The sequence below is a fragment of the Allobosea vaviloviae genome, from assembly GCF_001298265.1.
GTDB lineage: Bacteria > Pseudomonadota > Alphaproteobacteria > Rhizobiales > Beijerinckiaceae > Allobosea > Allobosea vaviloviae_B.
In genome coordinates this window covers 168,884-192,994 of record NZ_LGSZ01000095.1, presented here as the reverse complement: position 1 = coordinate 192,994, position 24,111 = coordinate 168,884, and the positions used below count along the sequence as shown (strand labels likewise).

20 protein-coding genes are annotated in these 24,111 nt (G+C 65.7%); 14 read left to right on the top strand and 6 right to left on the bottom strand.

Annotated elements, in window-relative coordinates:
- The first annotated feature begins 128 nt into the window (after positions 1-128).
- From AE618_RS26810 to AE618_RS26795, 4 genes are all read left to right on the top strand, one after another.
- Positions 129-1,886 carry a PHA/PHB synthase family protein gene (locus AE618_RS26810; protein ID WP_054212141.1) on the top strand — a complete coding sequence of 586 codons (1,758 nt, stop codon included), beginning with the start codon at positions 129-131 and terminating at the stop codon, positions 1,884-1,886.
- A gap of 241 nt (positions 1,887-2,127) precedes the next feature.
- On the top strand, positions 2,128-3,138 hold the full coding sequence (locus AE618_RS26805; protein ID WP_054212103.1) for an HlyD family secretion protein: 1,011 nt from the start codon (positions 2,128-2,130) through the stop codon (positions 3,136-3,138).
- A complete protein-coding gene (gene rbbA / locus AE618_RS26800; protein WP_054212102.1) occupies positions 3,135-5,876 on the top strand; it encodes a ribosome-associated ATPase/putative transporter RbbA in 2,742 nt (913 codons plus the stop codon). The genes AE618_RS26805 and rbbA overlap by 4 nt, the downstream gene beginning before the upstream one ends.
- A 1-nt stretch (position 5,877) precedes the next feature.
- Positions 5,878-7,011 carry an ABC transporter permease gene (locus AE618_RS26795; protein WP_054212101.1) on the top strand — a complete coding sequence of 378 codons (1,134 nt, stop codon included), beginning with the start codon at positions 5,878-5,880 and terminating at the stop codon, positions 7,009-7,011.
- A gap of 273 nt (positions 7,012-7,284) precedes the next feature.
- Here the strand turns inward: AE618_RS26795 and AE618_RS26790 are convergent, their stop codons facing one another.
- Genes AE618_RS26790 through AE618_RS26765 form a run of 6 tightly spaced genes read right to left on the bottom strand, consistent with a single transcriptional unit; the run spans position 7,285 to position 14,835 of the window.
- Positions 7,285-8,502, bottom strand: coding sequence for a M20 family metallopeptidase (locus AE618_RS26790; protein WP_054212100.1), 1,218 nt, complete (start codon positions 8,500-8,502; stop codon positions 7,285-7,287).
- Between the two features lie 16 nt (positions 8,503-8,518).
- Positions 8,519-10,138, bottom strand: a complete 1,620-nt coding sequence (locus tag AE618_RS26785; protein ID WP_054212099.1) for a dipeptide ABC transporter ATP-binding protein — start codon at positions 10,136-10,138, stop codon at positions 8,519-8,521.
- Between the two features lie 22 nt (positions 10,139-10,160).
- Positions 10,161-10,985, bottom strand: a complete 825-nt coding sequence (locus AE618_RS26780) for an ABC transporter permease (RefSeq protein WP_054212098.1) — start codon at positions 10,983-10,985, stop codon at positions 10,161-10,163.
- Positions 10,978-11,925, bottom strand: coding sequence for an ABC transporter permease (locus AE618_RS26775; protein ID WP_054212097.1), 948 nt, complete (start codon positions 11,923-11,925; stop codon positions 10,978-10,980). The genes AE618_RS26780 and AE618_RS26775 overlap by 8 nt, the downstream gene beginning before the upstream one ends.
- A gap of 17 nt (positions 11,926-11,942) precedes the next feature.
- The gene (locus AE618_RS26770; protein WP_054212096.1) at positions 11,943-13,502 is read right to left on the bottom strand and encodes an ABC transporter substrate-binding protein; all 1,560 of its coding nucleotides are present in this window, start codon (positions 13,500-13,502) and stop codon (positions 11,943-11,945) included.
- A complete protein-coding gene (locus AE618_RS26765; protein WP_054212095.1) occupies positions 13,489-14,835 on the bottom strand; it encodes a M20 family metallopeptidase in 1,347 nt (448 codons plus the stop codon). Before AE618_RS26765 ends, AE618_RS26770 begins: the two co-directional genes overlap by 14 nt.
- Positions 14,836-14,975: 140 nt before the next feature.
- Here AE618_RS26765 and AE618_RS26760 point away from each other — a divergent pair, with 140 nt between their 5' ends.
- The 10 genes from AE618_RS26760 to AE618_RS26715 all read left to right on the top strand — a co-directional run bounded on the left by AE618_RS26760 (position 14,976) and on the right by AE618_RS26715 (position 23,968).
- A complete protein-coding gene (locus AE618_RS26760; RefSeq protein WP_082365614.1) occupies positions 14,976-15,791 on the top strand; it encodes a GntR family transcriptional regulator in 816 nt (271 codons plus the stop codon).
- A 238-nt stretch (positions 15,792-16,029) separates the two neighbouring features.
- Positions 16,030-16,458 (top strand): deoxycytidylate deaminase, encoded by a 429-nt coding sequence (locus AE618_RS26755; RefSeq protein ID WP_054212094.1) that lies wholly within the window; start codon positions 16,030-16,032, stop codon positions 16,456-16,458.
- A gap of 155 nt (positions 16,459-16,613) precedes the next feature.
- Positions 16,614-17,627, top strand: coding sequence for an ABC transporter substrate-binding protein (locus AE618_RS26750; protein WP_082365628.1), 1,014 nt, complete (start codon positions 16,614-16,616; stop codon positions 17,625-17,627).
- Between the two features lie 4 nt (positions 17,628-17,631).
- A complete protein-coding gene (locus AE618_RS26745) occupies positions 17,632-18,456 on the top strand; it encodes an ABC transporter ATP-binding protein (protein ID WP_054212092.1) in 825 nt (274 codons plus the stop codon).
- Complete coding sequence (locus AE618_RS26740) at positions 18,453-19,286, top strand: ABC transporter permease (RefSeq protein ID WP_054212091.1); 834 nt, start codon at positions 18,453-18,455, stop codon at positions 19,284-19,286. Before AE618_RS26745 ends, AE618_RS26740 begins: the two co-directional genes overlap by 4 nt.
- A 17-nt stretch (positions 19,287-19,303) precedes the next feature.
- A complete protein-coding gene (locus AE618_RS26735) occupies positions 19,304-20,659 on the top strand; it encodes an FAD-dependent oxidoreductase (protein ID WP_082365613.1) in 1,356 nt (451 codons plus the stop codon).
- Entirely contained in the window at positions 20,656-21,822 is a 1,167-nt protein-coding gene (locus tag AE618_RS26730; protein WP_282568532.1) for a CaiB/BaiF CoA transferase family protein, read from the top strand. Before AE618_RS26735 ends, AE618_RS26730 begins: the two co-directional genes overlap by 4 nt.
- Positions 21,822-22,601 (top strand): enoyl-CoA hydratase-related protein, encoded by a 780-nt coding sequence (locus AE618_RS26725; RefSeq protein ID WP_054212090.1) that lies wholly within the window; start codon positions 21,822-21,824, stop codon positions 22,599-22,601. The genes AE618_RS26730 and AE618_RS26725 overlap by 1 nt, the downstream gene beginning before the upstream one ends.
- A gap of 13 nt (positions 22,602-22,614) precedes the next feature.
- On the top strand, positions 22,615-22,950 hold the full coding sequence (gene fdxA, locus AE618_RS26720; protein ID WP_054212089.1) for a ferredoxin: 336 nt from the start codon (positions 22,615-22,617) through the stop codon (positions 22,948-22,950).
- A 115-nt stretch (positions 22,951-23,065) separates the two neighbouring features.
- Positions 23,066-23,968 carry a LysR family transcriptional regulator gene (locus AE618_RS26715; protein WP_054212088.1) on the top strand — a complete coding sequence of 301 codons (903 nt, stop codon included), beginning with the start codon at positions 23,066-23,068 and terminating at the stop codon, positions 23,966-23,968.
- Positions 23,969-24,111: the final 143 nt, after the last annotated feature.

The following is a 24,111-nucleotide window of genomic DNA, read 5'->3' as shown; positions in this document are numbered from 1 at the left end:
CTCCCACGGTGGCTTCCTCCAATATGGGCCGGCGGCCCGCAGGGCTTGATGTCGACATGGACTGCCGGCCCGATGCGAAAGGACTGCGGATGACTGCCCTGGCTCCCTCCCACCCCACCAGCGCCTCGATGCTGGACTTCGACGCCAAATCCGAGGCTCTGAGCCTCGAAGCCTTTGCTTCGATCGACCGCGCGCGCGAGGCCTTGAGCGCGCAGCTCACCGGCGGTCTCTCGCCGGCGGCGCTTGCGCTCGCCTTCATCGACTGGTCGATCCATCTGGCGGCGGCACCTGGCAAACGGGCGGAACTCGCCTATAAGGCCGGGCGCAAGGCGAGCCGGCTTCTCGGCCATGTCGCGGCATCCGGACTGAATGCCGAAGCTCCGGCCTGCATTGAGCCCCTACCAGGCGATGATCGTTTCCGCAGCGAGGCCTGGCGCCGCTTTCCCTATAATGTCTGGTCCCAGGCCTTCCTGCTGAACCAGCAATGGTGGCACAATGTCACCCATGAGGTGCCCGGCGTGACGCCCCACCACGAGGATGTCGTGTCCTTCACGACCCGCCAGCTCCTCGACATGGCCTCTCCCTCCAACCTTCCCTTCGCCAATCCCGATGTCGTCGAGAAGACCTTGGCGAGCGGTGGCGCCAATCTCGTGGAGGGTTTCCGAAACTGGCTCGAGGACACCGCCCGGCAAGCGACAGGTGAGCCGCCGGTTGGAACCGAGGGCTTCGTCGTTGGGCGTGACGTCGCCGTGACGCCCGGCAAGGTCGTCTTCCGCAATCATCTGATCGAGCTGATCCAGTACGCGCCAACGACCGAAACGGTAGCGGCCGAACCGATCCTGATCGTGCCCGCCTGGATCATGAAATATTACATCCTCGATCTCTCGCCGCAGAACTCGCTGATCCGCCATCTTGTCGCCCAGGGTCACACGGTCTTCTGCGTCTCCTGGCGCAACCCGACGGAACAGGATCGCGATCTCGGCCTCGACGATTACCGGACGCTCGGCATCATGGCGGCGCTCGATGCGGTCGGCGTGATCGTACCCGACCGCAAGATACACGCGGCCGGCTACTGCCTTGGCGGGACGCTGCTTTCCATTGCCGCTGCGGCGATGGCGCGCTCGGGCGACGAGAGGCTGGGATCGCTGACGCTGTTTGCCGCGCAGACCGACTTCACCGAGCCCGGCGAACTGGCGCTCTTCATCGACGACAGCCAGTTGCACGTTCTCGAGAGCATGATGTGGAACCGGGGCTATCTCGATGCCGGGCAAATGGCCGGCGCCTTCCAGCTCCTGCGCTCCAACGACCTGATCTGGTCGCGCATCGTCCATGACTACCTGATGGGCGAGCGCACGCCGATGAACGATCTGATGGCCTGGAACGCGGACACGACGCGCATGCCCTACAAGATGCATGCGCAGTATCTGCGCAAGCTCTACCTCGGAAACGCGCTCGCCGCCGGGCACCTGATGGTCGACGGACATCCCGTCTCCCTGCAGAACATCCGCACGCCGCTCTTCATTGTCGGAACCGAGCGCGACCATGTCGCGCCCTGGCGCTCGGTCTACAAGGTCCATGCGCTCGTCGATGCGGAGGTTACGTTCGTGCTGGCAAGCGGCGGGCACAATGCGGGCATCGTCAGCGAGCCCGGCCATCCGCGCCGTCACTTCCGCATCGCGACCCGCCATCACGGCGATGCCAGCCTCGGCGCGGACGAATGGGCCGAGCGCGCCGAGACCCGGGAGGGATCTTGGTGGCTGCCCTGGATCGACTGGCTAGCCAGCCATTCCTCGGCCGAACGGATTGCGCCACCTGCCATGGGCGACGCTGCGAATGGGCTCACGCCCCTCGCCGATGCGCCCGGCAGCTATGTGCTGCAACGCTGAAGATCGAGATGGACCAGCCTTTGCTGACGAACCGCCGCCTATCGATGATGTCGGCCGCGTCGCCGCCTTCCTAGCCCGCGATGCCGGCAGCTCGCTCACAGGCTCGGGAGTCGATGCCGATCGCGGCTTCCACATGATTGCGCAAGCGGTTGCCTCGCAGCAGAACACGACAACTCGTCGCAAGAGCGACAGCTTTCTCTCACTATCATGAGAGCCCGCTCGACTGACCGGAGACACGGGAATGCGATCCGCCCACCTGACCATGATGACCCTGGCAACGATCTGTTCTCTCGCTGCGGTCCCTCCAGCTGCTCAGGCGCAATCTCGGCTGAAGGCGCTGATCGAACGCCTGCGCGGAGACGCGATGCCTCCAGGCATCGTCAAGACCAATGGTCGCATAGAGGCGACGCAGATCGACGTCGCCTCGAAATATGCCGGGCGCCTCGCCGAGGTCAGCGTCAAGGAGGGCGATGAGGTCACCGCCGGGCAGGTCGTGGCGCGCGTGGCCTCGCCGGAATACGAAGCCCAGCTTCGTTCCGCCCAGGCACAGGTCCTCCGGGCGCGGCAGGCGTTGGTGGAGGCCGAGGCCCTGATCGCGCAGCGCAAGAGCGACCAGCTCTTCGCCCGCAACGATGTCGAGCGCGGCAAGGAACTCGTCGAGAAAGGGTATCTCAGCAAGCAGGTCTACGACCAGCGCTTCGCCAAGGCCGATGCTGCAGACGCTGCTTTGCGCGCAGCGGAAGCCCAGCGCGATCAGGCGCAATTCGCGATCCGCGCCTCCGAAGCCGATGCCGAGCAGGTCAAGGCTATTCTGGTCGACCTCGTCCTGGTGGCACCGCGCAGCGGCCGCGTGCAGTATCAGATCGCCCGCAGCGGCGAGGTGGTCTCGGCCGGAGCCCGCGTCATCACCATTCTCGATCTGTCGGACGTCTACATGACGGTCTATATGCCGGCCTCGCAGGCCGGTAAGCTGGCGCTTGGCGACGCGGCGCGCATCATACTGGATCCCGTGCCGCAATACGTCATCCCCGCGACCGTCGGCTTTGTGGCAGCCGATGCGCAGTTCACGCCCAAGAGCGTCGAGACGGCAGAAGAGCGAGAGAAGCTCGTCTTCCGGGTCAAGTTGCAGCTCAACTCGGAACTGCTCGCCAAATATCACAGGCAGGTCAAGACCGGCGTGCGCGGCCTTGGCTTCGTGCGCACGGCGCCCGACGCTGTCTGGCCCGACACGCTCGCCGTGAAGTTGCCATGACGGATACCGTGCCGGTCGCCCGCCTTGGTCGGGTCGCCCATCGATATGGCCAGAGCATCGCCCTCGACGATCTGACGCTGGACATTCCGGCAGGACGGATGATCGGCGTCATCGGGCCAGACGGCGTCGGCAAGTCGACCCTGCTCGCGTTGGTCGCGGGCGTGCGCATCATCCAGACAGGCACAGTCCATGTGCTCGGCGGCGACATGGCCGATCCCACGGTCAGGACAGCGCTCGTCGGACGCATCGCTTACATGCCCCAGGGGCTGGGTCGAAACCTCTACCCGACGCTGAGCGTCCTGGAGAACATCGACTTTCACGGCCGCCTGTTCGGCCAGGACGCTGCAGAGCGTCAGCGCCGGATCGATGAACTTTTGACGGCGACAGGGCTTGCTCCCTTCAAGGAGCGCCCGGCCGCCAAGCTATCGGGCGGCATGAAGCAGAAGCTCAGCCTGTGCTGCGCGCTGATCCATGACCCGGACCTGCTCATCCTCGACGAGCCGACCACTGGCGTCGATCCGCTCTCGCGCAGGCAGTTCTGGGACCTGATCGACACGATCCGCGCGCGTCGCCCAGGTATGAGCGTCATCGTCGCGACCGCCTATGTGGAAGAAGCCGAACGCTTCGACTGGCTGATCGCCATGGACGATGGCAAGGCCATCGCGACCGGGACGGCAGCAGAACTGCGCGCGAAGGCGGGCGAAGCGAGTCTCGACGAGGCCTTCGTCGCGCTGCTGCCTGAGACCAAGCGCAATCAGCACCACAAGGTTGTGCTGCGGCCGCAGCCGTTCACCGACGACCCCACGCCAGCGATCGAGGCTGAAGGATTGACGCGCAGCTTCGGCGATTTCGTCGCGGTCGACCATGTCAGTTTCCGGATCGCACGGGCCGAGATTTTCGGCTTCCTCGGCTCCAATGGCTGCGGCAAGTCGACGACGATGAAGATGCTGACCGGGCTCCTGCCAGCAAGCAGCGGGACGGCGAAGCTCTTCGGCCAGCAGCTCGCGGCCGACGACATGGAGACGCGCCAGCGTGTCGGCTACATGTCGCAATCGTTTTCGCTCTACAGCGAACTCACGGTGCTCGAGAATCTGCAGCTTCACGCCAGGCTGTATCACCTGCCCAAGGCCGAGGTTCCCGGGCGCATCGCCGAACTGCTCTCGCGCTTCGACCTTGCCGACGTCGCCGATGCGCGTCCCGAAAGCCTGCCACTCGGCATCCGCCAACGTTTGCAGCTGGCGGTCGCCGTTCTCCATAGACCGGCGATATTGATCCTGGACGAGCCGACGTCAGGTGTCGATCCCATCGCCCGCGATGCCTTCTGGCGTATTCTCATCGACCTCTCGCGCGATGACGGCGTCACTATCTTCCTGTCGACGCATTTCATGAACGAGGCGGAACGCTGCGACTGCATCTCGTTCATGCATGCCGGACGCGTTCTTGCCGTCGGCGCGCCGCAGGATCTGGTGCGGGAACGCGGCAGCGCCTCGCTGGAAGCGGCATTCATCTCCTATCTCGAGCAGGCCACCGGGACCGTCCGCGACGCCCCGGGTGATCCTGTCCCCGCGTCGGTTCCGCCACAGTCCGTCGAACGGGCGCGGCCTCTCCGCCGTTTCGATCGCGGACGGCTATGGGCCTGCTCGCGGCGGGAAGCGATGGAGCTGTTGCGCGATCCGATCCGACTCGGCTTTGCCTTTTTCGCGCCGCTGTTGTTGATGCTCGCCTTCGGTTTCGGCATCTCCTTCGATGTCGAAAACCTGCGCTTTGCCGCCTTCGACCAGGACAACTCGCTGGAAAGCCGGCAGCTGATCGAGAGCTTCTCGAGTTCGCGCTATTTCGACGAACGCAGTCCGATCCGCTCCGCAACGGAGCTCGAGGCGCGCCTGAAGAGCGGCGAACTGCAACTGGCCATCGAGATCCCACCGTCCTTCGGGCGCGACCTTCAGGCGGGACGCGTGCCTGGGCTGTCGATTGCCCTCGACGGTGCGATGCCGTTCCGGGCCGAGACGACGCGCGGCTATGTGACGGGTCTGGCGACGCAATACGCACAGAGAATAGCCGCCGCGCACGCGTCGTCGAGCCATGCCCCGACTGCCGTCTCGGTCGAGACGCGCTTTCGCTACAACCAGGCTTTCAAGAGCGCCAACGCCATGGTGCCCAGCGTGATCATGCTGATGCTCATCTTGATACCTGCGATCATGTCGGCGATCGCTGTGGTGCGCGAGAAGGAGACGGGCTCGATCGCCAATTTCCGCTCGACGCCGATCAGCAAGTTCGAATTCCTGTTCGGCAAGCAGCTTCCCTATATCGCCGTGGCGATGGTGAGCTTCGTGCTGCTGACGATCCTGGCCGGGCTCGTCTTCGACGTCCCGATCAAGGGGTCGGCATGGCTCCTCACGCTTGCATCCCTGCTTTACGTGGCGAGCACGACGGGGTTCGGCCAGCTCATCTCGAGCTTCACGCGCACGCAGGTTTCCGCGGTATTCGCGACGGCCATCCTCTCGATCATCCCGGCGGTCAATTTCTCCGGGCTGATGGTGCCTGTTGCTTCTCTCTCTGGCGGCGGGCGTCTCATCGGGCTTGCCCTGCCGCCGGCCTGGTATCAGCCGGTCAGTGTCGGGGTCTTCACAAAGGCTCTTGGCTTCGCCGAGCTATGGCCGAATCTCGTGGTGCTGGCCGGCTTCTTCCTGCTGTTCCTCATCCTCGCGCAGCTTGCCCTCAACAAGCAGGAGGCATGAGATGAAGCGGCTCGCGATCCACGTTTCGAACATCCTCCAGCTCGCGCTCAAGGAACTGCGCAGCATCCGGGCCGACCCTGTCATGTTCGTCCTGGTGGCCTACACCTTCAGCATTGCGGTCTATACGGTCGCGACCGGTGCCAATCTGGAGGCGCGGGACTTGACGATCGGCATCGTCGACGAGGATCGCTCGGACTTCTCGCGCAGCCTGCTCGGCGTCTTCGGCCCGCCGCTCTTCAAGACCGTGACGTTGATCACACCAGCTGAGATCGAGAGCGAGATGAATGCGGGCCGGCTCGTCTTCGTCCTCGAGATTCCGCCCCGCTTCCAGGCGGATGTCCAGACCGGACGGCAGACCGGGCTGCAACTCAACGTCGACGCGACGGCGATGACGCAGGCCGGCAACGGCTCGATCTACATCCAGCAGATCATCGCCCAGGAAATCACCAACCTGCTGGCCGGGCGCGAGGCAACGAGCACGCTTCCGATCAACCTTGTCACGCGGGCGCGCTTCAACCCCAATCTCGACTCGAGCTGGTTCAGTTCGGTCATGCAGATCCTCAACAACGTCACGCTCTTGACCATCGTGCTGACCGGCGCGGCGCTGATCCGGGAGCGCGAGCAGGGAACCGTCGAGCATCTCCTGGTCATGCCGGTGACACCGGTCGAGATCATGCTCGCAAAGATGATGGCCAATTCGCTGGTCATCCTCGTCGCGGCCGCGCTTTCGCTCGTGCTTGTCGTTGAGTGGCTGCTCGGCGTGCCCATCGCCGGCTCGCTCTCCCTCTTCATCCTGGGAGCTGCGATCTATACCTTTTCGGTCGCGGCGCTCGGCATCCTGCTGGGCACGATCGCGACCACGATGGGGCAGTTCGGCCTTCTCGCCATCCCCGTCTTCGTCGTCCTGCAATTGCTGTCGGGTTCGGCCACGCCGATGGAAAGCATGCCGGTCTGGCTGCAATGGACGATGCGGATTTTCACCCCCACGCCTCATTTCGTGGTCTTCTCACAGGCAGTGCTCTACCGGGGCGCCGGTCTCGACGTCGTCTGGTCCGAACTGCTCTTTCTGGCGACGATCGGCGCGAGCTATTTCGCCATCGCGCTCATGCGGTTCCGAAAAGTCATCTTCGGCTGAGCCAAATGGCTTCCGGATGGCATTGGCTACGCTGACGATTTCCTGGATGGCGACGGCCTGGACAAGGCCGGCGGCTACTCTCTTGAGCGGGAATTGATCAGATCGCAGCGGCCGTCGATAGGATCGATGCCGACCTTGATTTCAGCGACGGCATCGAGCGGTTCTGCAAGACCGTCCGCCGCACTCGACCATCGGCTGTCTCAGCCCGGTCGAGCTCGAAATGAAGACAGGACTGGATCAACCCACCGTCCAGGAAACCGGCAGCAGGCTGTTTCAGGCGATCTCACAGATATCGAGGATGCAGAGCATGTAGATCCGGATCATGTCGAGATAATCGACGATCTCGACGCGCTCGTCGGGCATGGTGTTGTAGCGCCCGCCCGGTCCGCAGACGATGCCTTCCATGCCAAGTTCGGCATAAAGATGGCCGGCATCGGTGCCAAAGAAGCATGGCGGCGCGATCGCGCCCATCGGCTGTCTTTGGCCGCGCACCTCCTCGTAAGCCGCGTTGATCGTCTTGACGATACGGGCGTCCTTGGCAACCTCGAAGGCCGGCATCGAGCGATGGCCTTCGGCCTTCTCCGTCCGGATGGTGGCCTTGAGCCCAGGAAAGCGCGCCTCCAGAGCATCGAGCTCGGCTCGCATGTCGGCAACGGCTCCGGCTTCGGTCTGGCCGGGCGCATAGCGCCCGGAGCCCTTGATCCTGGCGAAGTCCGCGACCTGCGGCGCGCGCCATTCATGCAGCTCCTTGCCGAGCGCGCCATGAACGATGCCGACATGAACCCGGTTGATCGAACGGTGCTCCTCGGATTTCGCACCGGAGAAGGTCATCGCATTGAGGCGGGGGATCAGGTCGCAGGCCGCGACGATGGCGTCGACCGCCTGCTCTCGCTTGGAGAGGTGGCGGGTGTTCCCGGTGAGTTCGATCACGAAGGTGAAGGCGCAGGCATGCATCGTGATCGCCTGCAGATCGGTCGGTTCGGAATTGATGAAGTAGTCGGCCTTCACGCCGTTGCGGATCGCGGCGACCGTGCCGACGCCGCCCTGAAGCTCGCCGACGACGAAGGTCAGCACGACGTCGCCCTTCAGCTTCACGCCGGCATCGATCAGTGTCTTGACCGCGCAGAAATAGGCCGCGTCGCCCGCTTTCATGTTGGAAACGCCGATGCCGTAGATGAACTGGTCGTCGACCAGCCCGCCCCATGGATCGACAGTCCAGCCCTCGGTCGCCGGATTGGTGTCGAGATGGCCGTTAAAGAGCAGGCTCTTGCCTCCGCCAGCCCCTTTCAAACGGCCGATCGCGTTGACGCGCTCGCCGACGACGGGCTGCAGTTCCGCCTCGATGCCGATCTCCCGCATCTTGTCGGCCATGAAGGCGGCGAGCACGCGCTCGCCCTCGGTCTCCGAATAGCTCTTGTGGCGCGCCATCGCGCTGAGGAAATCGAGGGCGGCTTTCTCGTCGAGACGAGCCAGAAGGGCAGTACGGTCCATCGTAAGATCCTTGAAGTCAGGCTCGGATAGCGGCAGGGGCCGGAATGGCATCGATCAGCGAGCGGGTGTAGGGGTGGAGCGCCCCGCCCGAGAGGTCGGCGACATCGACCAGATCGACGAGGTCGCCGCGATACATCACCGCGATGCGATGGGCGATCTGGCGCACCAGGTTGAGATCGTGCGTGATGAACAGATAGGCCGTGCCGAAGCGCTTCTGGAAATCGACCAGCAGCTCGATGACGGAGGCCTGCACGGAGACGTCCAGCGCCGAAGTGATCTCGTCGCAGATCACCAGCTTCGGCCGGGAGGCAAAGGCGCGCGCGATGGCCACGCGCTGCTTCTCGCCGCCGGACAACTGGTGGGGATAGCGATCGGCATAACCGGCCGGCAGTCGCACCTGTTCGAGCAGGGCACCGATCGCGGTCTTGTCGCTGCGCTGCTCGGGCGTTCCGTAAAGCGCGAGCGGGCGCGACAGGATCTCGCGGATCCGCTGGCGCGGATTGAGCGAGGAATCAGGGTGCTGGAAGATGATCTGGACGTCGCGCCGATAGGCCCTGTCCATGTCCTTCAGCCCACCGATGGGTCGACCGGCAAAGCGGAGTTCGCCCTCGAACGGGTTCAGGCCCGTCAGGGCTTTCGCCAGGGTCGACTTGCCGGAGCCGGATTCGCCGACGATGCCAAGGATTTCGCCCTCCCGCACCGACAGGCTGACCTCGCGATTGCCGGTAAACTGGGTGTTTTCGCGGCGAAGCAGCTTTGAGAGGAAGGGCTTGCGGCCATAGCGGACGCTGACCTTGTCGACCTCGACCAGCGCCTTGACCTCCATTCCCGGTCCGGCTTCGACGAGGCGATGGTCCGGCCGCGGGACGGCTGCCAGCAGATCGCGCGTATAAGCGTCCTGCGGCGCGGCAAAGACGTCCTGCACCCGGCCCTGCTCGACGATGCGGCCGCGATGGATGACCGCGACCCGGTTTGCGACCCGCGAGACCAACGCCAGGTCATGAGAGATATAGAGCGAGGCGACCCCGGTCTCGGCCTGCAGCTCGCCGAAGAGATCGAGGATCTGGCGCGCGGTGATGACGTCGAGCGCCGTCGTCGGCTCGTCGAAGATGATGCATTCGGGCTGGCAGGCGAAGGCGGTCGCGATGACCACGCGCTGCTTTTCGCCGCCTGAGGCCTCGTGCGGATAGCGTTGCATCATCTGCGCGGGAAGCTTGAGGCCGACCCTGGCGAGCATGGCCTCGCCCTCGGCCCAGGCCTGCTTGCGGGTCAGCCCGCGATGATGCTCCAGCACTTCGGCCAGCTGCTCGCCCAGTGGCAAGGTGGGGTTGAGCGAGGTGCTGGGATCCTGGAAGACCATGCCGATGCGCCGGCCGCGAAACGCGTCGATCTCGGCTGCGCTTGCGGTCGTCAGATCCTTGTCGACCAGGCTGATGCGGCCTGCTTCGCGCGCGCTCTCGGGGAGATGGCGCATGATCGCCCAGGCCAGCGAGGTCTTGCCCGATCCCGATTCGCCGACGAGACCCAGCACCTCGCCCTTGGCGACGCTGAGCGTGACCTCGTCGAGCGCGCGGGTGAAGCCCGCCGGCGTGGCGTAGTCGAGGCAATAGCCGGTGATGTCGAGGATCGGCGTCATGAAAGCACCATGCTGACTGGCCTCATGTGCGCGGGTTGAGCGCATCGCGCAGGCCGTCGCCGAGGAGATTGAAACCGATCGCCACGAAGGCGACCGCCAGGCTCGGCCAGAGGATCATCCAGGGGCTCAGATGCATGAAGCGCCTGGCTTCAGCGACCATCAGCCCCCATTCCGAGGCAGGCGGCTGCGCGCCCAGGCCGAGGAAGCTCAACGTCGCAAACAGCATCACGGCAAAGGCGACGCGGATCGTCATCTCGACGATGATCGGCGCCACGACATTGGGCAGCATCTCGCGCCAGACGATGAAGCCGGCGCTCTCGCCGCGCGCGATGGCGGCGTTGACATAGTCCTGCTTGCGCACGGCCAGCGCGACCGAACGTGTCACCCGCGCCATGCCGGGCGTGAAGGCGATGGCGATGGCGAGCAGGGCATTCAGGCTGCTCTTGCCGAGCAGATTGACGATCAGCAGCGCCAGCAGCAGGCTCGGAATCGACATCACCGCATCGACGGTGCGCATGATCGCCTCGTCGCTGCGCCCGCCGAGAAAGGCCGAGATCGTGCCGATCAGAGCGCCGGCCAGCGTGCCGAGCGCCGTCGCGAAGACCGCCAGGACCACCGTGGCACGCGCGCCATGCAGCAGGCGGCTCAGGATGTCGCGGCCATACTGGTCGGTGCCGAGCCAGAATTGCGCGCTCGGCGGCTTGTAGCGCTGCAGGGGCGCGAGGCTTTCGGGGTTGTAGGGCGCGATCCACGGCCCGAGGATGACCACGAGCAGGATCAGCCCCACCAGGACAAGCCCGAGAGCGCCCTGCGGCGAGCGCAACACGCGGCGCAACAGCTCAATCATACTGGATTCTCCGGTCGAGCCGGGCATAGGCGATGTCGGCGAGGAAACTGGCGACGGCATAGGTCGCCGCCATGATCAGCGCGCCAGCCTGGATCGAGGGCAGATCGCGGCTCTGGATCGCGACGATGAGCTGGCGGCCGATGCCGGGCAGCGCGAAGATTTCCTCGACCACGATGACGCCGCCGAGCAGGTAGCCGATATCGAGCGCCACGATCGTGATCGTCGGCAGCAGCGCATTGCGCAAGGCGTGCTTGTAGAGAACCGTGCGCCCGGGCAATCCCTTGAGACGGGCGGCGCGGATGTAGTCGGTGTGCAGCACATCGACCAGTTCCGAGCGGACCATGCGCGAGACATGGGCGATCAGGATCACCGAAATCGTCAGCACCGGCAGGACGAGATGCCGCAGCCCCTGCAGCAGGTTCTCGGTCAGCGGCACGTAGCCGGTTGCCGGCAGCCATTGCAGCCAGTCGGCCAGCACCAGCACGACCAGCGTGGCCGTGACGAACTCCGGCAGCGAGACCCCGATATAGGAAATCACGCTGACCACGAGGTCGGCGATGCGGCCGCGCCGGACGGCGGCGATGATGCCCAGCGGCAAGGCCAGCATCAGCATCAGCACGATCGAGAACAGCGCGAGCAGCAGCGACCGGCCGAGGGCCTCGATCATCACCGGCCCGACCTGCTGGCCGGTGCGCATGGAGACGCCGAAATCGCCCCGCAACACGCCGGCCAGCCAATGGCCATATTGCGCCCAGATCGGCGCATCGAGCCCCATCTGCGCGCGCAGCGCGGCGAGCGCCTCGGCCGTCGCGTTCTCGCCCAGCATCATCACCGCCGCATCGGCGGGGAGGATCTGGGTGATCGCGAAGACGATGAGTGACACGACGAGCAGCGTGTAGCCGACCAGCACGATGCGCTTGAGAATATAGGCCGGCGACACGCCCGCGATCCCTGCTCTCAGGCCCGCTTGGGCGCGTTGGCGCCCAGCGAGACATGATCGAGCCGGAACACCGCACCACGCGGATGCAGTTCATAGCCCTGCACCCATTCGCGCCGGGCGGCGAGAAGGTCGAAGAAGGTCGGGATGATCGAAGGCACTTCGGCATGCATCAGCTTCTGCGCCTCGGCGTAGAGTTGGCGACGCTTGCCCTCGTCGACCGTCGCGCGCGCTTCGTTCACCACCTTGTCGAAGGCGGCGTTGTTCCAGCGCGTTTCGTTCCAGGCTGCGTTCGAGGTGTAGAGCAGCGCGAAGATGGCGTCGGCGGTCGCCTGCATGTTGTAGAAGCCGACATAAAACGAACCCTTCTTCCAGACCTGATCGAGATAGGTCGCGTGCGGCATCGTCTCGACATTGATCCGGAAGCCGGCAGGCTTGGCCATCTCCCGCAGCGCGACAGCCATCTGCGTGCGCAGCGAGGGGCGGTCGGAGGCGATCAGCGTGGCTTCGAGCCCATTTGGATGGCCTGCCTCGGCCAGAAGAGCCTTGGCCTTGGCGATATCGGGCTTCTTCAGCGCCTGCTCGGAGTAAAAGCGATAGGCGGCGTTGAGAGGGGTGTCGTTGCCCGGCGTACCATAGCCCTCAGTGACGAAATCGACCATCGCCGTCCGGTCGATCGTCAGGGCCAGCGCCTGCCGCACGCGGACATCGTTGAACGGCTTGGTGTCGCAGCCGAAATTGACGTTGCAGAACTGGCCCGACGGGACGCGCAGCCCCTTGACGCCGGTGGCCTTCGCCAGCCGCCCATACTCGGTCGGCTGTGCTGTCGAGATCAGGTCGGTATCACCGGCGATCAGGGCGGAGCTCTCCGCGCTGATGTCGGGGTAGACCACGACATCGATCCGGTCGAGATAAGGCCGCGCCTTGTCGTAATAGGCATCGTTGCGGGCAACCACGATCAGCCGCTCCGGCTCGAAGGAGACGAGCTTGAACGGCCCTGTGCCGATCGCCTCGCGGTCGAGCCGTCCGAGTCCGGCCTTGATCACTGCTGCCGGCACGATCTTGGCGTTGGTGTAGGCGAGCGTCACCGGCAGGTCGGCGAAGGGAGCCGAGAGCGTGAAGACGACAGTGGCGTCGTCCTTGGCGGTGACCTTGGCGATCGGGCCGACATTCTGACGCGCCGGCGAGGCGGTCTTGGCGTCGAGGATGGCCTCAAAGGTCGCGACCACGTCGGCTGCCGTGAAGGCGCTGCCATCATGGAAGGTCACGCCCTTGCGCAGGTTAAAGGTCCATTCCAGCAGATCGGCCGAACTGCTCCAGGATTCGGCCAGGTCCGGCTCGACGCTCATATCGACCTTGAGACGGGTGAGCGCCGAATAGAGCAGCTCCGAGATCAGATATTCCGGATTCACCCGGGTCAGCAGCGGATTTAGCTTGGCCGCGGCCTGGTCGACGCTGACGCGCAGCGTCCCGCCCCGGCGAGGAGCCTGCGCCTGCGCGGCGACATCGAAGCCAGTCATGGCGAACCCGCTGAGCGCGGCGGAAGCGGCGAGGAATCGACGGCGATCAAGGCTCGACATGGGGCGCTCCTTCAGTTTGGGGATAGGCGTTTTCGGGGATGAGCTCGGGGACGAAATCGGCAGCGAGATAGGCAAGCACGCTGCGCGCCAGCGCGATCACATCGGAGATCGTGGTGTGCTCGCCCGGCGAATGGATGTTGCGGCTCGGACGGCCCAATCCGCCGAGCAGGACTTCCTGCATACCCGTGCGCTGGACATAGCCGAAATCGGAACAGCTCGCGGCGCCCCATGTGCGGAACTCGTGCTGCTCGTAGCCGAAACCCTGCCCCATCGCGCGCTGCCAGCGCGGCCAGTGCGGCCCGGTTGGGTCGCCGGTCGGGATGAGATGGCCGATCAGGTCGATCTCGACGCTGAGGCCCGGCGCCTCGGCAATGGCCTTGCGGACCATGGCCTCGATCTCGGCTCGCGCATCCTCGAATGATTCTTCGGGCGCATAACGCCGATTGATCGTGATCTCGAGCAAAGCCGGCACCTGTCCACCGCAGGTTCCGCCGTTGACGGCGACGATGCCAAGCTGCGGAGCAAGCGGCCCCTTGGCATGAGGCGGTGGCGGCAGGGCAGAGACGCGGCCGGCGATCGCGGGCTTCAGATCGGCGAGCGCCTGCAGCAGCGGCAAAGCCCCCTCGATGGCGTTGAGGCCTGCACCAGAGCGATTGCCCTCGCCTGCATGAACGGCCTGGCCGCGCACCCGGACCAGCAGGTTGAACAGACCAAAGCAGCCGGCCCAGATCCGCGCATCGGCGCTGCCATTGAAATTCAGGATATGGCCTTCGAGGCGGCCCTGCTCGGCGAGGTAGCGGATACCGGGATAGAGCCCGCCTTCCTCGTCGGTGCAGAACAGCAGCATCGGGTCATAGGCAAGCGCGACACCGCAAGCCTCGGCCGCGCGCAGCGCCAGCAGCACGGCGGCGATGCAGCCCTTCATGTCGGCAGCACCGAGACCGACCAGCTTTTCGCTCTGGCGCGTCAGGCACAGGGGATCGCTCTCCCAGCCAGGCGCTGCGGGCACGGTATCGACATGGAAATACAGACCGCAGACGGGTTTGCCCTCGCGACGTGTGGCGACAAGATTCGTCCGGGGGCCGAAGGCTGGCCCCCCAGGCACATGCCAGAGCGCGTCCGGGACGACGACGCGCTCATGCGTGAAGCCGAGCGGCGCGACAAGCACCTCCATCAGATCGGCGAAGGCATCGTAACCCCGCCCTGGCGGAAACGAGGTATCGACCGCGATCATTCGGCCGAGATCGGCGGCAGCGCTTTCAACCTCATCGGCGAGCCACGCCATGGCCTGCGCCAAGGCGGGAGAGTCCGGGATCGGGACGGGAGCGCGCATCGACACCGCTTAGTACGCCGAGCCGACGCTTGTCGCGCGCAGCCACGATCTGCGATGGAGAATGCGAACCGGCGATGAAGGCGTCGCCATTTGCAAGAGCCTCTCTTTCATATAAACTATATAGAAATAGGAACGAGCCTATGCCGGCTGTCAATGCCAAAATAGCGACGGCCCCTGCCTCAGAAGCGGTCACGCCGCAGGCGAGCGCCCACCCTGCGCTGCCCAACCTCGCCAACAGCGATGCCGCGCCGCTTTACGAGAAGGTGAAGCGCCATATGTCGGAGGCCATCCTGGTCGGCGAATGGAAGCCGGGCATGGTGCTTCCCAACGAAACGGTGCTTGCCCAGGGGTTCGGAATCGCGGTCGGCACCGTGCGCCGGGCCATGAGCGATCTCGTTGCAGAAGGCCTGCTCTCGCGCCGTCGCAAGACCGGCACGGTGGTGACCGGCCGCAGCCCGCATCACAGCCTGCGCTTCTTCTTCCAGTATTTCCGGCTGCACCGGGCGGATGGCAGTCTGGTTCGATCAACCAGCGAGATGCTGAGCGTGGAGCGAGCGGCAGCGACGCCGGAGCAGGCCGTCCTGTTGCAGCTCAAGCCGGACGCCGGGGTCATCAAGATTCGCCGCATCCGCCACGCCGATGGCAGGCCGGTGATGCATGACCGGCTCGTCCTTGCGGCCGACCGTCTCCCTGGCCTGCCGTGCGAGCCGGCAGCCCTGCCCGCGCTGCTCTATCTGCATCTGCTGGAGCGCTATGGCATCCGCATCTCGGCCGTGCGCGAGCAGATCACCGCTGACATTGCCAATGACGAGGATATCGCCTTGCTTGGCCTCGCCGGGCGGGAGGCTGTGCTGACGATCGACGAAGTCGCTTACGATCAGGCGGGAACGCCGACCATATTAGGGTATCACCGGGCCACGACGCGGGCCCACAGCTACATCAACGAGGTCAGGTAGCGGGCTACGGGTGTTTCGTGATGAGCGGTCGGCGCGCCTGCGCGCAGATGCTGCGGACTGCAGGCACCCCACGCTGCCTGGCCTGCTGCCGGTTTCGTGGGCGCTCAGTCAAGCTAAGCCGGCCTTCCGTTCGAATTCGTCCGGCTTCTCCGAGACCGATGCCTCACATCCTTTTGCCTAGGCCGTTGGCGCATCCCATACTCGGACGATCCTGCTTTCTCCCTGACGAGGCACGTTGATGACGGATATGCTGCTGGCCCTCGACGTCGCCGGGCAAAGCCCCAACAAGGTACGGCAGGTCGGCGCCTGCCTCCGACTCTCCGACGGCACCGTCATCACGGCCTGCAACACCTTCCCCGCCGGGGTGCAGGACCTTCCTGAACGACACGAGGGCGACGGGCGTTTCGTCTGGATGGAGCATGCGGAGCGCCACGCCATATTCGCCGCGGCGCGGCAGGGCCATGCCACGGCCGGCGCGCGGCTCGCGACAACCTTCTTCCCCTGCATCGATTGCGCGCGGGCGATCGTCGATGCCGGCATCACATGCGTCGAGACGCCGGCTCCGGCCTTCGAAGACCCCGTCTGGGGGCATTCCTTCCTGCGGTCGAGCGTCATCCTGGCTGAGGGCGGCGTCGAGGTGCGGCAGGTCTCGCTGCCGGAGTCGTGACACCAGGCTGAGCAGCCGCAAGGCAGCTGGCGCCGGATTGGGCACGATCTCATTACGGCAACACTTCGGACGAAATATTCTTATATCTGAGTACGCGTGGCGGTGATCTAATCTCCTTCAAGACGCCTCGAAGCGTCATGAAGGGGACCGTCACCATGTCGATCAGCCGACGCAGATTTCTCAGCTCCGCCGCCACCGCAGCGATGTCGGGACCGTTGATCTCTTTCGAGGCCGGTGCCCAGGGCAAGACGATTTTGAACATGCAGCTCGGCTGGATCGCCGGCGGCAATCAGATCGGTGAAGTCTGCGCCAAGGCGCTCGGCTATTACGAGGCCGAAGGCATCGATATGCGCATTCAGCCCGGCGGGCCAAATGTCGATGGCGTCGCCGTCGTCGCCAGCGGGCGCTTCGAGGTCGGCCAGGTGTCGTCGAGCCCGTCGCTGATGCTGGCCGCCTCGCAGGACTTGCCGGTGGTCTGCTTCGCAGCCGGCTGCCAGAAGCATCCCTATGCCTTCTATTCGCTGGCCAAGAAGCCTGTGCGCGAGCCGAAGGATTTCATCGGCAAGAAGGTGGGCATCCAGTCCACCGGCATCATCCTGCTGCGCGCGCTGCTGGCGCAGAACAAGATCTCCGAGAAGGACGTCACGATCGTCCCGATCGGCGCGGACATGGCGCCGCTGCTGACCGGCCAGGTCGATGTCGTCACCGGCTGGCAGACCAATTCCACGGCGCTCAAGGTGCTGGGGCCCGACAAGGTCGCCCTGTCGCTCTGGGACGCCGGCGTGAAGCTCTACGCGTTGCCTTATTATGCCACGGCCGAAACATTGAAGACCAAGGGCGACCTGATCGCCAAATATCTGCGTGCCTCGGCCAAGGGCTGGGCCTTCGCTCATGCCAATCGCGACCAGGCGACAGCGCTCCTCGTGAAGGAATATCCGAACCTGATCGCGGCCGACGAGCGCGAGGCGCTCGACGTGATGCTGTCCTTCTCCTTCGGCCCGCAGACCAAGGCCGAGGGCTGGGGCACGATGGACGCGGCCGTCTGGCAGCAGCAGATCGATCTCTACGCCTCGCTCGGACAGTTCACGAAGCGGACGCCGAAGCTCTCCGAGGTGATGACGCTCGACGTGCTGAAGGCGACGGCCGACGCGCGGCCGCGGATCGGCTGAGACGATGGCCGCGCTCGCCATGATGGAGCCGCGCCACGCCGAGGTACCGCGGTCCGCGGCTGGCATGGCGGTCGCCTGCCGCAATCTCTCGGTGCGGTTCGTCACCGAGCGACGCATCGTGACGGCGCTCGACAATGTCAGCTTCTCCGTGGAGACCGGTGGCTTCCTCAGCCTGCTCGGGCCTTCCGGCTGCGGCAAGTCCACCCTGCTGCGGGTCGTCGCCGATCTCATTGCGCCGAGTGCCGGGCAGGTCACGGTCCTCGGGCAGACGCCGCAGCAGGCACGGCTCCAGCGCGCGCTCGGCTTCGTCTTCCAGGATGCGGCGCTGCTGCCCTGGCGGACGGCCCTGCAGAATGTCGAGCTTCCCCTCGAAGTCGGCGGGCGGCAGCGACTTGCCGACGGCATGCCAACGCCGCGCGAATTGCTCAAGCTCGTCGGGCTGGAAGGGTGGGAAGGCAGCTTTCCTCATGAGCTCTCCGGCGGAATGCGCCAGCGCGTCTCGATTGCGCGGGCGCTGCTCGGAGGGCCGCGGCTCTTGCTGATGGACGAGCCCTTCGGCGCGCTCGACGAGATCACCCGCGACCGGCTGAACGAGGAGTTGCGCCGCATCTGGCGCGAGACGGGCACGACGATCCTGTTCGTGACGCATTCGGTCTATGAGGCGCTCTTCCTCGGCGAGCAGGTGCTGGTGCTCGCCGCCAATCCGGGCCGTGTCGCCTCGCTGGTCGATATCGACCTGCCGCGCGACCGCACGCTCGCGATCCGCGAGACGCCCGAATTCATGCGCATCGCCACGGTGCTGCGCGCTGCGTTGGGAGGCACGGAATGACGCTTGCCACCGCGATCTCGCAGAACGAAACCGTCGCCGACGCCGAAGAGGGCTTCCGCCAGGCCCAGCGTCGCATCCTGCTGCGCCGCCGCCTCCTCCCCTTCGTCGGCGTCGCGACCTTCCTCGGCGTCTGGGCCGCACTCGTCTACCTGTTCAAGGTTCCGCCCTTCGTCGCGCCGAGCCCGCTTCTGGTGGCCCAGACGCTGGTGAGCAAGGGCGACGTGCTGCTCGCGAATCTCGTCCCGACGGCCATCGAGGCCCTGTCCGGATTCCTGCTCGGCAACCTGGTTGCCATCGTCATCGCAACCGCCTTCGTTCACAAGAAGACGCTGGAAGAGACCTTCTTCCCCACGGTCGTGCTGATCAACACGATCCCCGTCGTGGCCAAGGCGCCGATCCTGGTGCTGCTGCTCGGCAACGGCATGGAGCCGAAGATCGCGATCGCGGCGCTGATCTGCTTCTTCCCGACGCTGGTGAACATGGTGCGCGGCCTGGAGGCTGTGAACCCGCAGGCCATGGAGTTGATGCGGGTGCTCTCGGCCTCGAAGCGCGAGGTCTTCTTCAAGCTCAGGCTCTACAACTCGCTGCCCTATCTGTTCTCGGCACTGAAGATCTCGGCCTCGACCTCCGTCGTTGGCGCGATCGTCGGCGAATGGATCGGGTCCAATGTCGGCATCGGCGCGCTGATCATCCAGGCGACCTATTCCTTTGACTCGGCGCTGCTCTACGCGACCGTGATCGTCGCCTCCTGCTTCTCGATGCTGTTCTTCCTCAGCGTGACGATGCTCGAGCGCCGGCTCGTGCGCTGGCAGCCCTCGAACGCGCATTGACGCGCCCAAATCCGGAGATGACCATGACTGCGACCATCATCGCCGAACCGGGCGGCTCCGTCCCGGTCGTCGCAAAAACCGACGTCCTCGTCGTCGGCGGCGGACCGGCCGGCATGTCCGCCGCGATCGCCGCCCGCCGCGAAGGTTGCGCTGTGACCATGGTCGAGCGCTACCCCTATCTCGGCGGCCTCGCCTCGGGCGGCATGGTGCTGGTGCTCGACGACATGCACAATGGCGACGAAGTCACCGTGCAGGGCATCTGCATGGAGATGATCGAGCGCATGGCGGCACGAGGAGCCTGCGTCTACCCTCCGCCAGAGGAGCGCCGCCAGGATTGGGCGATGCACCGCAAATGGGCGCGCTGGGGCGCCCATGACTTCCGCGCCCAAACCAAGCCGCAACCCATCGTCATGGCCGCGTCCTTCGACCCCGACGGCTGGAAGCGCGCGGCCAACGACATGGTGGCCGAGGCGAAGATCGACGTCAGGCTGCATTCCTGGTTCTCGCGCACGCTGGTCGAGAACGGCAAGGTCACCGGCATCATCTGCGAGACCAAGGCCGGCCGCCAGGCGATCCTGGCCGACGTGATCGTCGACGCCTCGGGCGATCTCGACGTCGCAGCCTCGGCCGGGGCCGCGCATGAGAAGGGCTCCTTCATCGTCACCACCGTGTTCCGCCTCGGCGGCGTCGATACCGACGAGGCGGAACGCTTCCAGCACGAGGAGCCGGAAGCTTTCGCGACGATCGACCGTCAGGCCAAGCGCATCATGGGCGGTTCCTGGGACATGTGGTGGCTCAAGACGCCGCTGCCCGGCGTCGTCTGGTGCAACTGCCCGCATATGCCTGGCTTCGATGCGCTGTCGGTGGAGGACCTCACCCGCGCCGATTTCGAGGGCCGCAACAAGCTCTATGCGCTGGTCGACTATGTGCGCGAGAACATGCCGGGCTTCCGCCACTGCTTCGTGGTCGATGTCGCGCCGCAGCTCGGCGTGCGCCAGACTCGACTCCTTCAGGGCGACTATGTCGTGACCAAGCGCGACGTGCTCGACCGCGTGCATTTCACCGACACGGTGGCGCGCGGCCGCGACTATTACACGCCCTATCGCTCCATGCTGCCGCGCAGCCTCGACGGGCTCGTCGTCGCCGGCCGCCACTATTCCGCGACCGAGCAGGCGCAGAAGATGTCGCGCGAAATCCCGCCCTGCATGGCGATGGGCCAGTCGGCCGGCGTGGCGGCGGCGCTCGCCGTCGCTTCGGGCCAGCGCCTGCGCGATGTCGCCCCGCAGGCGATCTGCCGGAAGGTGCGGGCCCAGGGCGGCGACCCGGGCGACATCCCTTCCGCCAATGCCACCACTCTGGAGAATGCCGCGTGACCACCGCTGCCGCACTGCCGCTGTCAGGCATCAAGGTCGTCGACTTCACCCAGGTGATGATGGGCCCGGTCGCCACCCAGATGCTCGGCGACTATGGCGCCGACGTCATCAAGATCGAGCGCCCGCCAACAGGCGATCTCTCGCGCACATCGTTTCCGAACGACCCGGCCGGATTGCAAGGGCCGGTGTTCTGCTCGCTCAACCGCAACAAGCGCTCCGTCGTGCTCGATCTTCGCAAGCAGGAGGCCAAGGACGCTGTCCTGCGGCTGATCGACGAGGCGGATGTGGTGGTCAACAATTTCCGCGCCGGCGTGATGGAGCGGATGGGCTTCTCCTACGAAGCGTTGTCGGCCCGAAATCCGCGGCTGATCTACGCCGTCGGCACCGGCTTCGGCCTGACCGGCCCCTATGCGCACAAGGGCGGGCAGGACGTGCTGGCCCAGGCGCTGTCGGGCGTGATGCATCGCCGGGCCAATGCCGACCAGCCGCTCGCCGTGCTCTCGACCACTTTCGCCGATTATTCTGCCGGCATGCACATGGTCCAGGGCATCCTGCTCGCTTTGCTCCAGCGCCATCAGACCGGCAAGGGCCAACGGATCAGCGTCTCGCTGTTCGATTCCATGCTGGCGGCACAGACGCAGGAGGCCGCGGCGCAGATGATGCGCGGGCGCGAGGTGAACTGGGGCGCGATGCCGCTGACCGGCGTGTTCGAGACGCAGGACGGCGCGCTCGTCATGGTCGGCGCCTTCAAGGCCGATCCGCTCGGCGACATCGCCGCCGCGCTCGACCTTCCCGGGCTGAAGACAGATGCGCGTTTCGCTGGCCACGAATTGCAGGTCGCCAACAAGCCCGCGCTGCAGGCGCTCTTTGCCGAGCGCTTTCTGACGCAGACCACCGCCTATTGGCTGGCCCGGCTCGAGGAGCAGGACCTGCTCTGCGCGCCCGTGCGCCGGCTCGAAGAGGCTCTCGCCGATGAGCAGACCAGCGTCAACGGCATGATCCTGGAAGCTGATGGGCCGACCGAGCGGGTGCGCGTCATTGGCTCGCCGATTCACATGGAGGCCGCGCCGGTGGCGATCCGGATCGTTCCGGCCGGGCTCGGCGAGCACACCGAGGCCGTTCTGGGCGAGATCGGGCTGCCCGCTTTCGGCAAGGTCGCCTGATGCCCGTCAGCCTCTCCATCGCCGACCATGTCGCCCGCGTCACCATCGACCGACCGGAGGTGCTGAACGCGCTCGACCGGGAGGCGGAGATGCAGATGGAGACGATCTGGCGGCAGATCGAGGCCGATGCGTCCGTCCGCGTCGTCGTGCTCACCGGAGCGGGCGACCGCGCCTTCTGCACGGGCGCCGACATGCGCAATGTCGATCCCGGCCAGACCGGCCTCGGCTATTGGGCAGCGTCGCGGCCGGCCGGGTTCGGCGGCATCGCGCTGCGCGAAACGCTCGATATCCCGGTGATCGCCCGGGTCAACGGCCATGCCGTGGGCGGCGGTTTCGAGATGGTGCTGGGCTGCGATATCGTGATCGCGGCGGAGGAGGCGAGCTTCGGCCTGACGGAGCCGCGTGTCGGCCGCTTGCCGCTGGACGGCGGCATGGTGCTGCTCCAGCGCCAGATCGCGCATCGCCACGCGCTCGGCATGCTCTTGACCGGGCGCCGGATCAAGGCGGCGGAAGCGCTCTCCTTCGGGCTCATCAACGAGGTGGCCAGCCGCGATGCGCTGGACGCCGCAGTGGATCGCTGGGTCGCGGAAATTCTCGCCTGCGCGCCGCTCTCGTTGCGCGCGATCAAGCAGGTGATGCGGCGCACCGGCCATCTCTCGCCGCAGGAGGCGCAGGCGCTGCGCCTGCCGGCACTGGTCGCCGCCCTGGGCTCGGAGGATTCAGAGGAGGGCGTGCGCGCCTTCCGCGAGAAGCGAAAGCCGGTCTGGCAGGGCCGCTAAGAGGAGCCGGCCAATGCCCTTCGTCATCACCGACGCCTGCATCGACATCAAGGACAAGGCGTGTCTCGCCGCCTGCCCCGTCGACTGCATCTACGAGGGCGGGCGCACGCTCTACATCCAGCCTGATGAATGCATCGATTGCGGGCTGTGCGAGACGGTCTGTCCCGTCGCCGCAATCCATGCCGACGACCGTCTGCCGCCGGAGCTGGCGGCCTGGCCCGCGGTCAACCGGGACTTCTTCGGCCCGGAGCTCACTGGCTGGGGCCAGCCCGGCGGTGCCGACCCGTCTTTGACGACGACGCTCGACCATCCGATGGTGGCGGCCTGGCCGAAGAAGGCCGCGAGCTGACAGCATTTTCGAGCGACGTGACCACCGGTTCGCGTGCAGACAATGCGACAACGTAACCATCGAGGGTCATGCCGCGATTCTGAGGATCGCGGCATGACACTGAGGAGCCCGGCCGATGCATGCCGCCGCCCTGTTCTATTTCCGGGAGGTCGCGCGGCTGGGCTCGATCCGCCGCGCCGCCGGGCAGCTCAACGTCGCGGCCAGCGCAATCAACCGCCAGATCCTCAAGCTGGAAGACGAGTTCGGCGGCCCCCTCTTCGACCGTTTGCCGGGCGGCATGCGCCTCACCGTAGCCGGCGCGCTGCTGCTGCAGCACATCACTGCGACCATCGAGGGCTATGGCAGGGTGCGCGCCGCAATCGACGATCTGCGCGAGGCCCGTTCCGGACATGTCACGATCGCGGCGCTCGACTCGCTTCTCGTCGATTTCCTGCCGCGGGCGCTCGCACGCTTCGGCAGAGACTTCCCAGCGATCAACCACACGGTTCTCGCGGTAGCCCCCGCAGACATTGCACAGATGGTCAGCGACGGCGCCGTTGACATCGGCCTGACCTTCGTCAGCCCGCTGCCCGCCCATGTGCATTTCATCGCCGAGGTGCCTGCGCCGATCGGCGTCGTCATGCCGGTCGACCATCCGCTCACGGCGCGCCTCAGCGTCTCCTTCGACGAAGCCCGGTCCTACCCGGTGCTTGATCAGGCCGGACCGCTGCCCCGCGGGGCGGACATCGACGCGGATTTCAGCCAATTCAAGGCGATGCTCAAACCAAAGATCACATCGAATTCGATCCAGATGATCCGGGTCTGCATCGAACTGGGGCTCGGCATCGCTTTCTTCACGCGGCTCGGCTTCCTCAAGGAGATCGAGAACGGCGAGATAGCCTGGCGCCCGCTGACCTCGCCCGGGGTCAATGTGCTTCGGATCGGGCTGATCAGCCCCGCGAGCCGAGAGCCGTCGCCCCCGGCCGCCCAGCTCGCGAAGAGCCTGATCGACGACCTACGGCGCCTAAGCTCGAACTGAACGCGGTCGAGGTTTGGCCGCTGGCGCTTCGATGGCAGATCGAGGCAGCTAGGCTGGACGCTGCACGCGCAGGTGGTCGCGATGGCGGAGCGCCGTTCAAGATGATGTCGACCAGGCTCCGCCTCGCCCAGGCAGCGATGGAT

Excerpts from the sequence above, each read along its gene's own strand:
- AE618_RS26810 (WP_054212141.1), top strand. The coding sequence starts at position 129 with ATGCTGGACTTCGACGCCAAATCCGAGGCTCTGAGCCTCGAAGCCTTT.
- AE618_RS26805 (WP_054212103.1), top strand. The coding sequence starts at position 2,128 with ATGCGATCCGCCCACCTGACCATGATGACCCTGGCAACGATCTGTTCT.
- rbbA (WP_054212102.1), top strand. The coding sequence starts at position 3,135 with ATGACGGATACCGTGCCGGTCGCCCGCCTTGGTCGGGTCGCCCATCGA.
- AE618_RS26795 (WP_054212101.1), top strand. The coding sequence starts at position 5,878 with ATGAAGCGGCTCGCGATCCACGTTTCGAACATCCTCCAGCTCGCGCTC.
- AE618_RS26790 (WP_054212100.1), bottom strand. The coding sequence starts at position 8,502 with ATGGACCGTACTGCCCTTCTGGCTCGTCTCGACGAGAAAGCCGCCCTC.
- AE618_RS26785 (WP_054212099.1), bottom strand. The coding sequence starts at position 10,138 with ATGACGCCGATCCTCGACATCACCGGCTATTGCCTCGACTACGCCACG.
- AE618_RS26780 (WP_054212098.1), bottom strand. The coding sequence starts at position 10,985 with ATGATTGAGCTGTTGCGCCGCGTGTTGCGCTCGCCGCAGGGCGCTCTC.
- AE618_RS26770 (WP_054212096.1), bottom strand. The coding sequence starts at position 13,502 with ATGTCGAGCCTTGATCGCCGTCGATTCCTCGCCGCTTCCGCCGCGCTC.
- AE618_RS26765 (WP_054212095.1), bottom strand. The coding sequence starts at position 14,835 with ATGCGCGCTCCCGTCCCGATCCCGGACTCTCCCGCCTTGGCGCAGGCC.
- AE618_RS26760 (WP_082365614.1), top strand. The coding sequence starts at position 14,976 with ATGCCGGCTGTCAATGCCAAAATAGCGACGGCCCCTGCCTCAGAAGCG.
- AE618_RS26755 (WP_054212094.1), top strand. The coding sequence starts at position 16,030 with ATGACGGATATGCTGCTGGCCCTCGACGTCGCCGGGCAAAGCCCCAAC.
- AE618_RS26750 (WP_082365628.1), top strand. The coding sequence starts at position 16,614 with ATGTCGATCAGCCGACGCAGATTTCTCAGCTCCGCCGCCACCGCAGCG.
- AE618_RS26745 (WP_054212092.1), top strand. The coding sequence starts at position 17,632 with ATGGCCGCGCTCGCCATGATGGAGCCGCGCCACGCCGAGGTACCGCGG.
- AE618_RS26740 (WP_054212091.1), top strand. The coding sequence starts at position 18,453 with ATGACGCTTGCCACCGCGATCTCGCAGAACGAAACCGTCGCCGACGCC.
- AE618_RS26735 (WP_082365613.1), top strand. The coding sequence starts at position 19,304 with ATGACCATGACTGCGACCATCATCGCCGAACCGGGCGGCTCCGTCCCG.
- AE618_RS26725 (WP_054212090.1), top strand. The coding sequence starts at position 21,822 with ATGCCCGTCAGCCTCTCCATCGCCGACCATGTCGCCCGCGTCACCATC.
- fdxA (WP_054212089.1), top strand. The coding sequence starts at position 22,615 with ATGCCCTTCGTCATCACCGACGCCTGCATCGACATCAAGGACAAGGCG.
- AE618_RS26715 (WP_054212088.1), top strand. The coding sequence starts at position 23,066 with ATGCATGCCGCCGCCCTGTTCTATTTCCGGGAGGTCGCGCGGCTGGGC.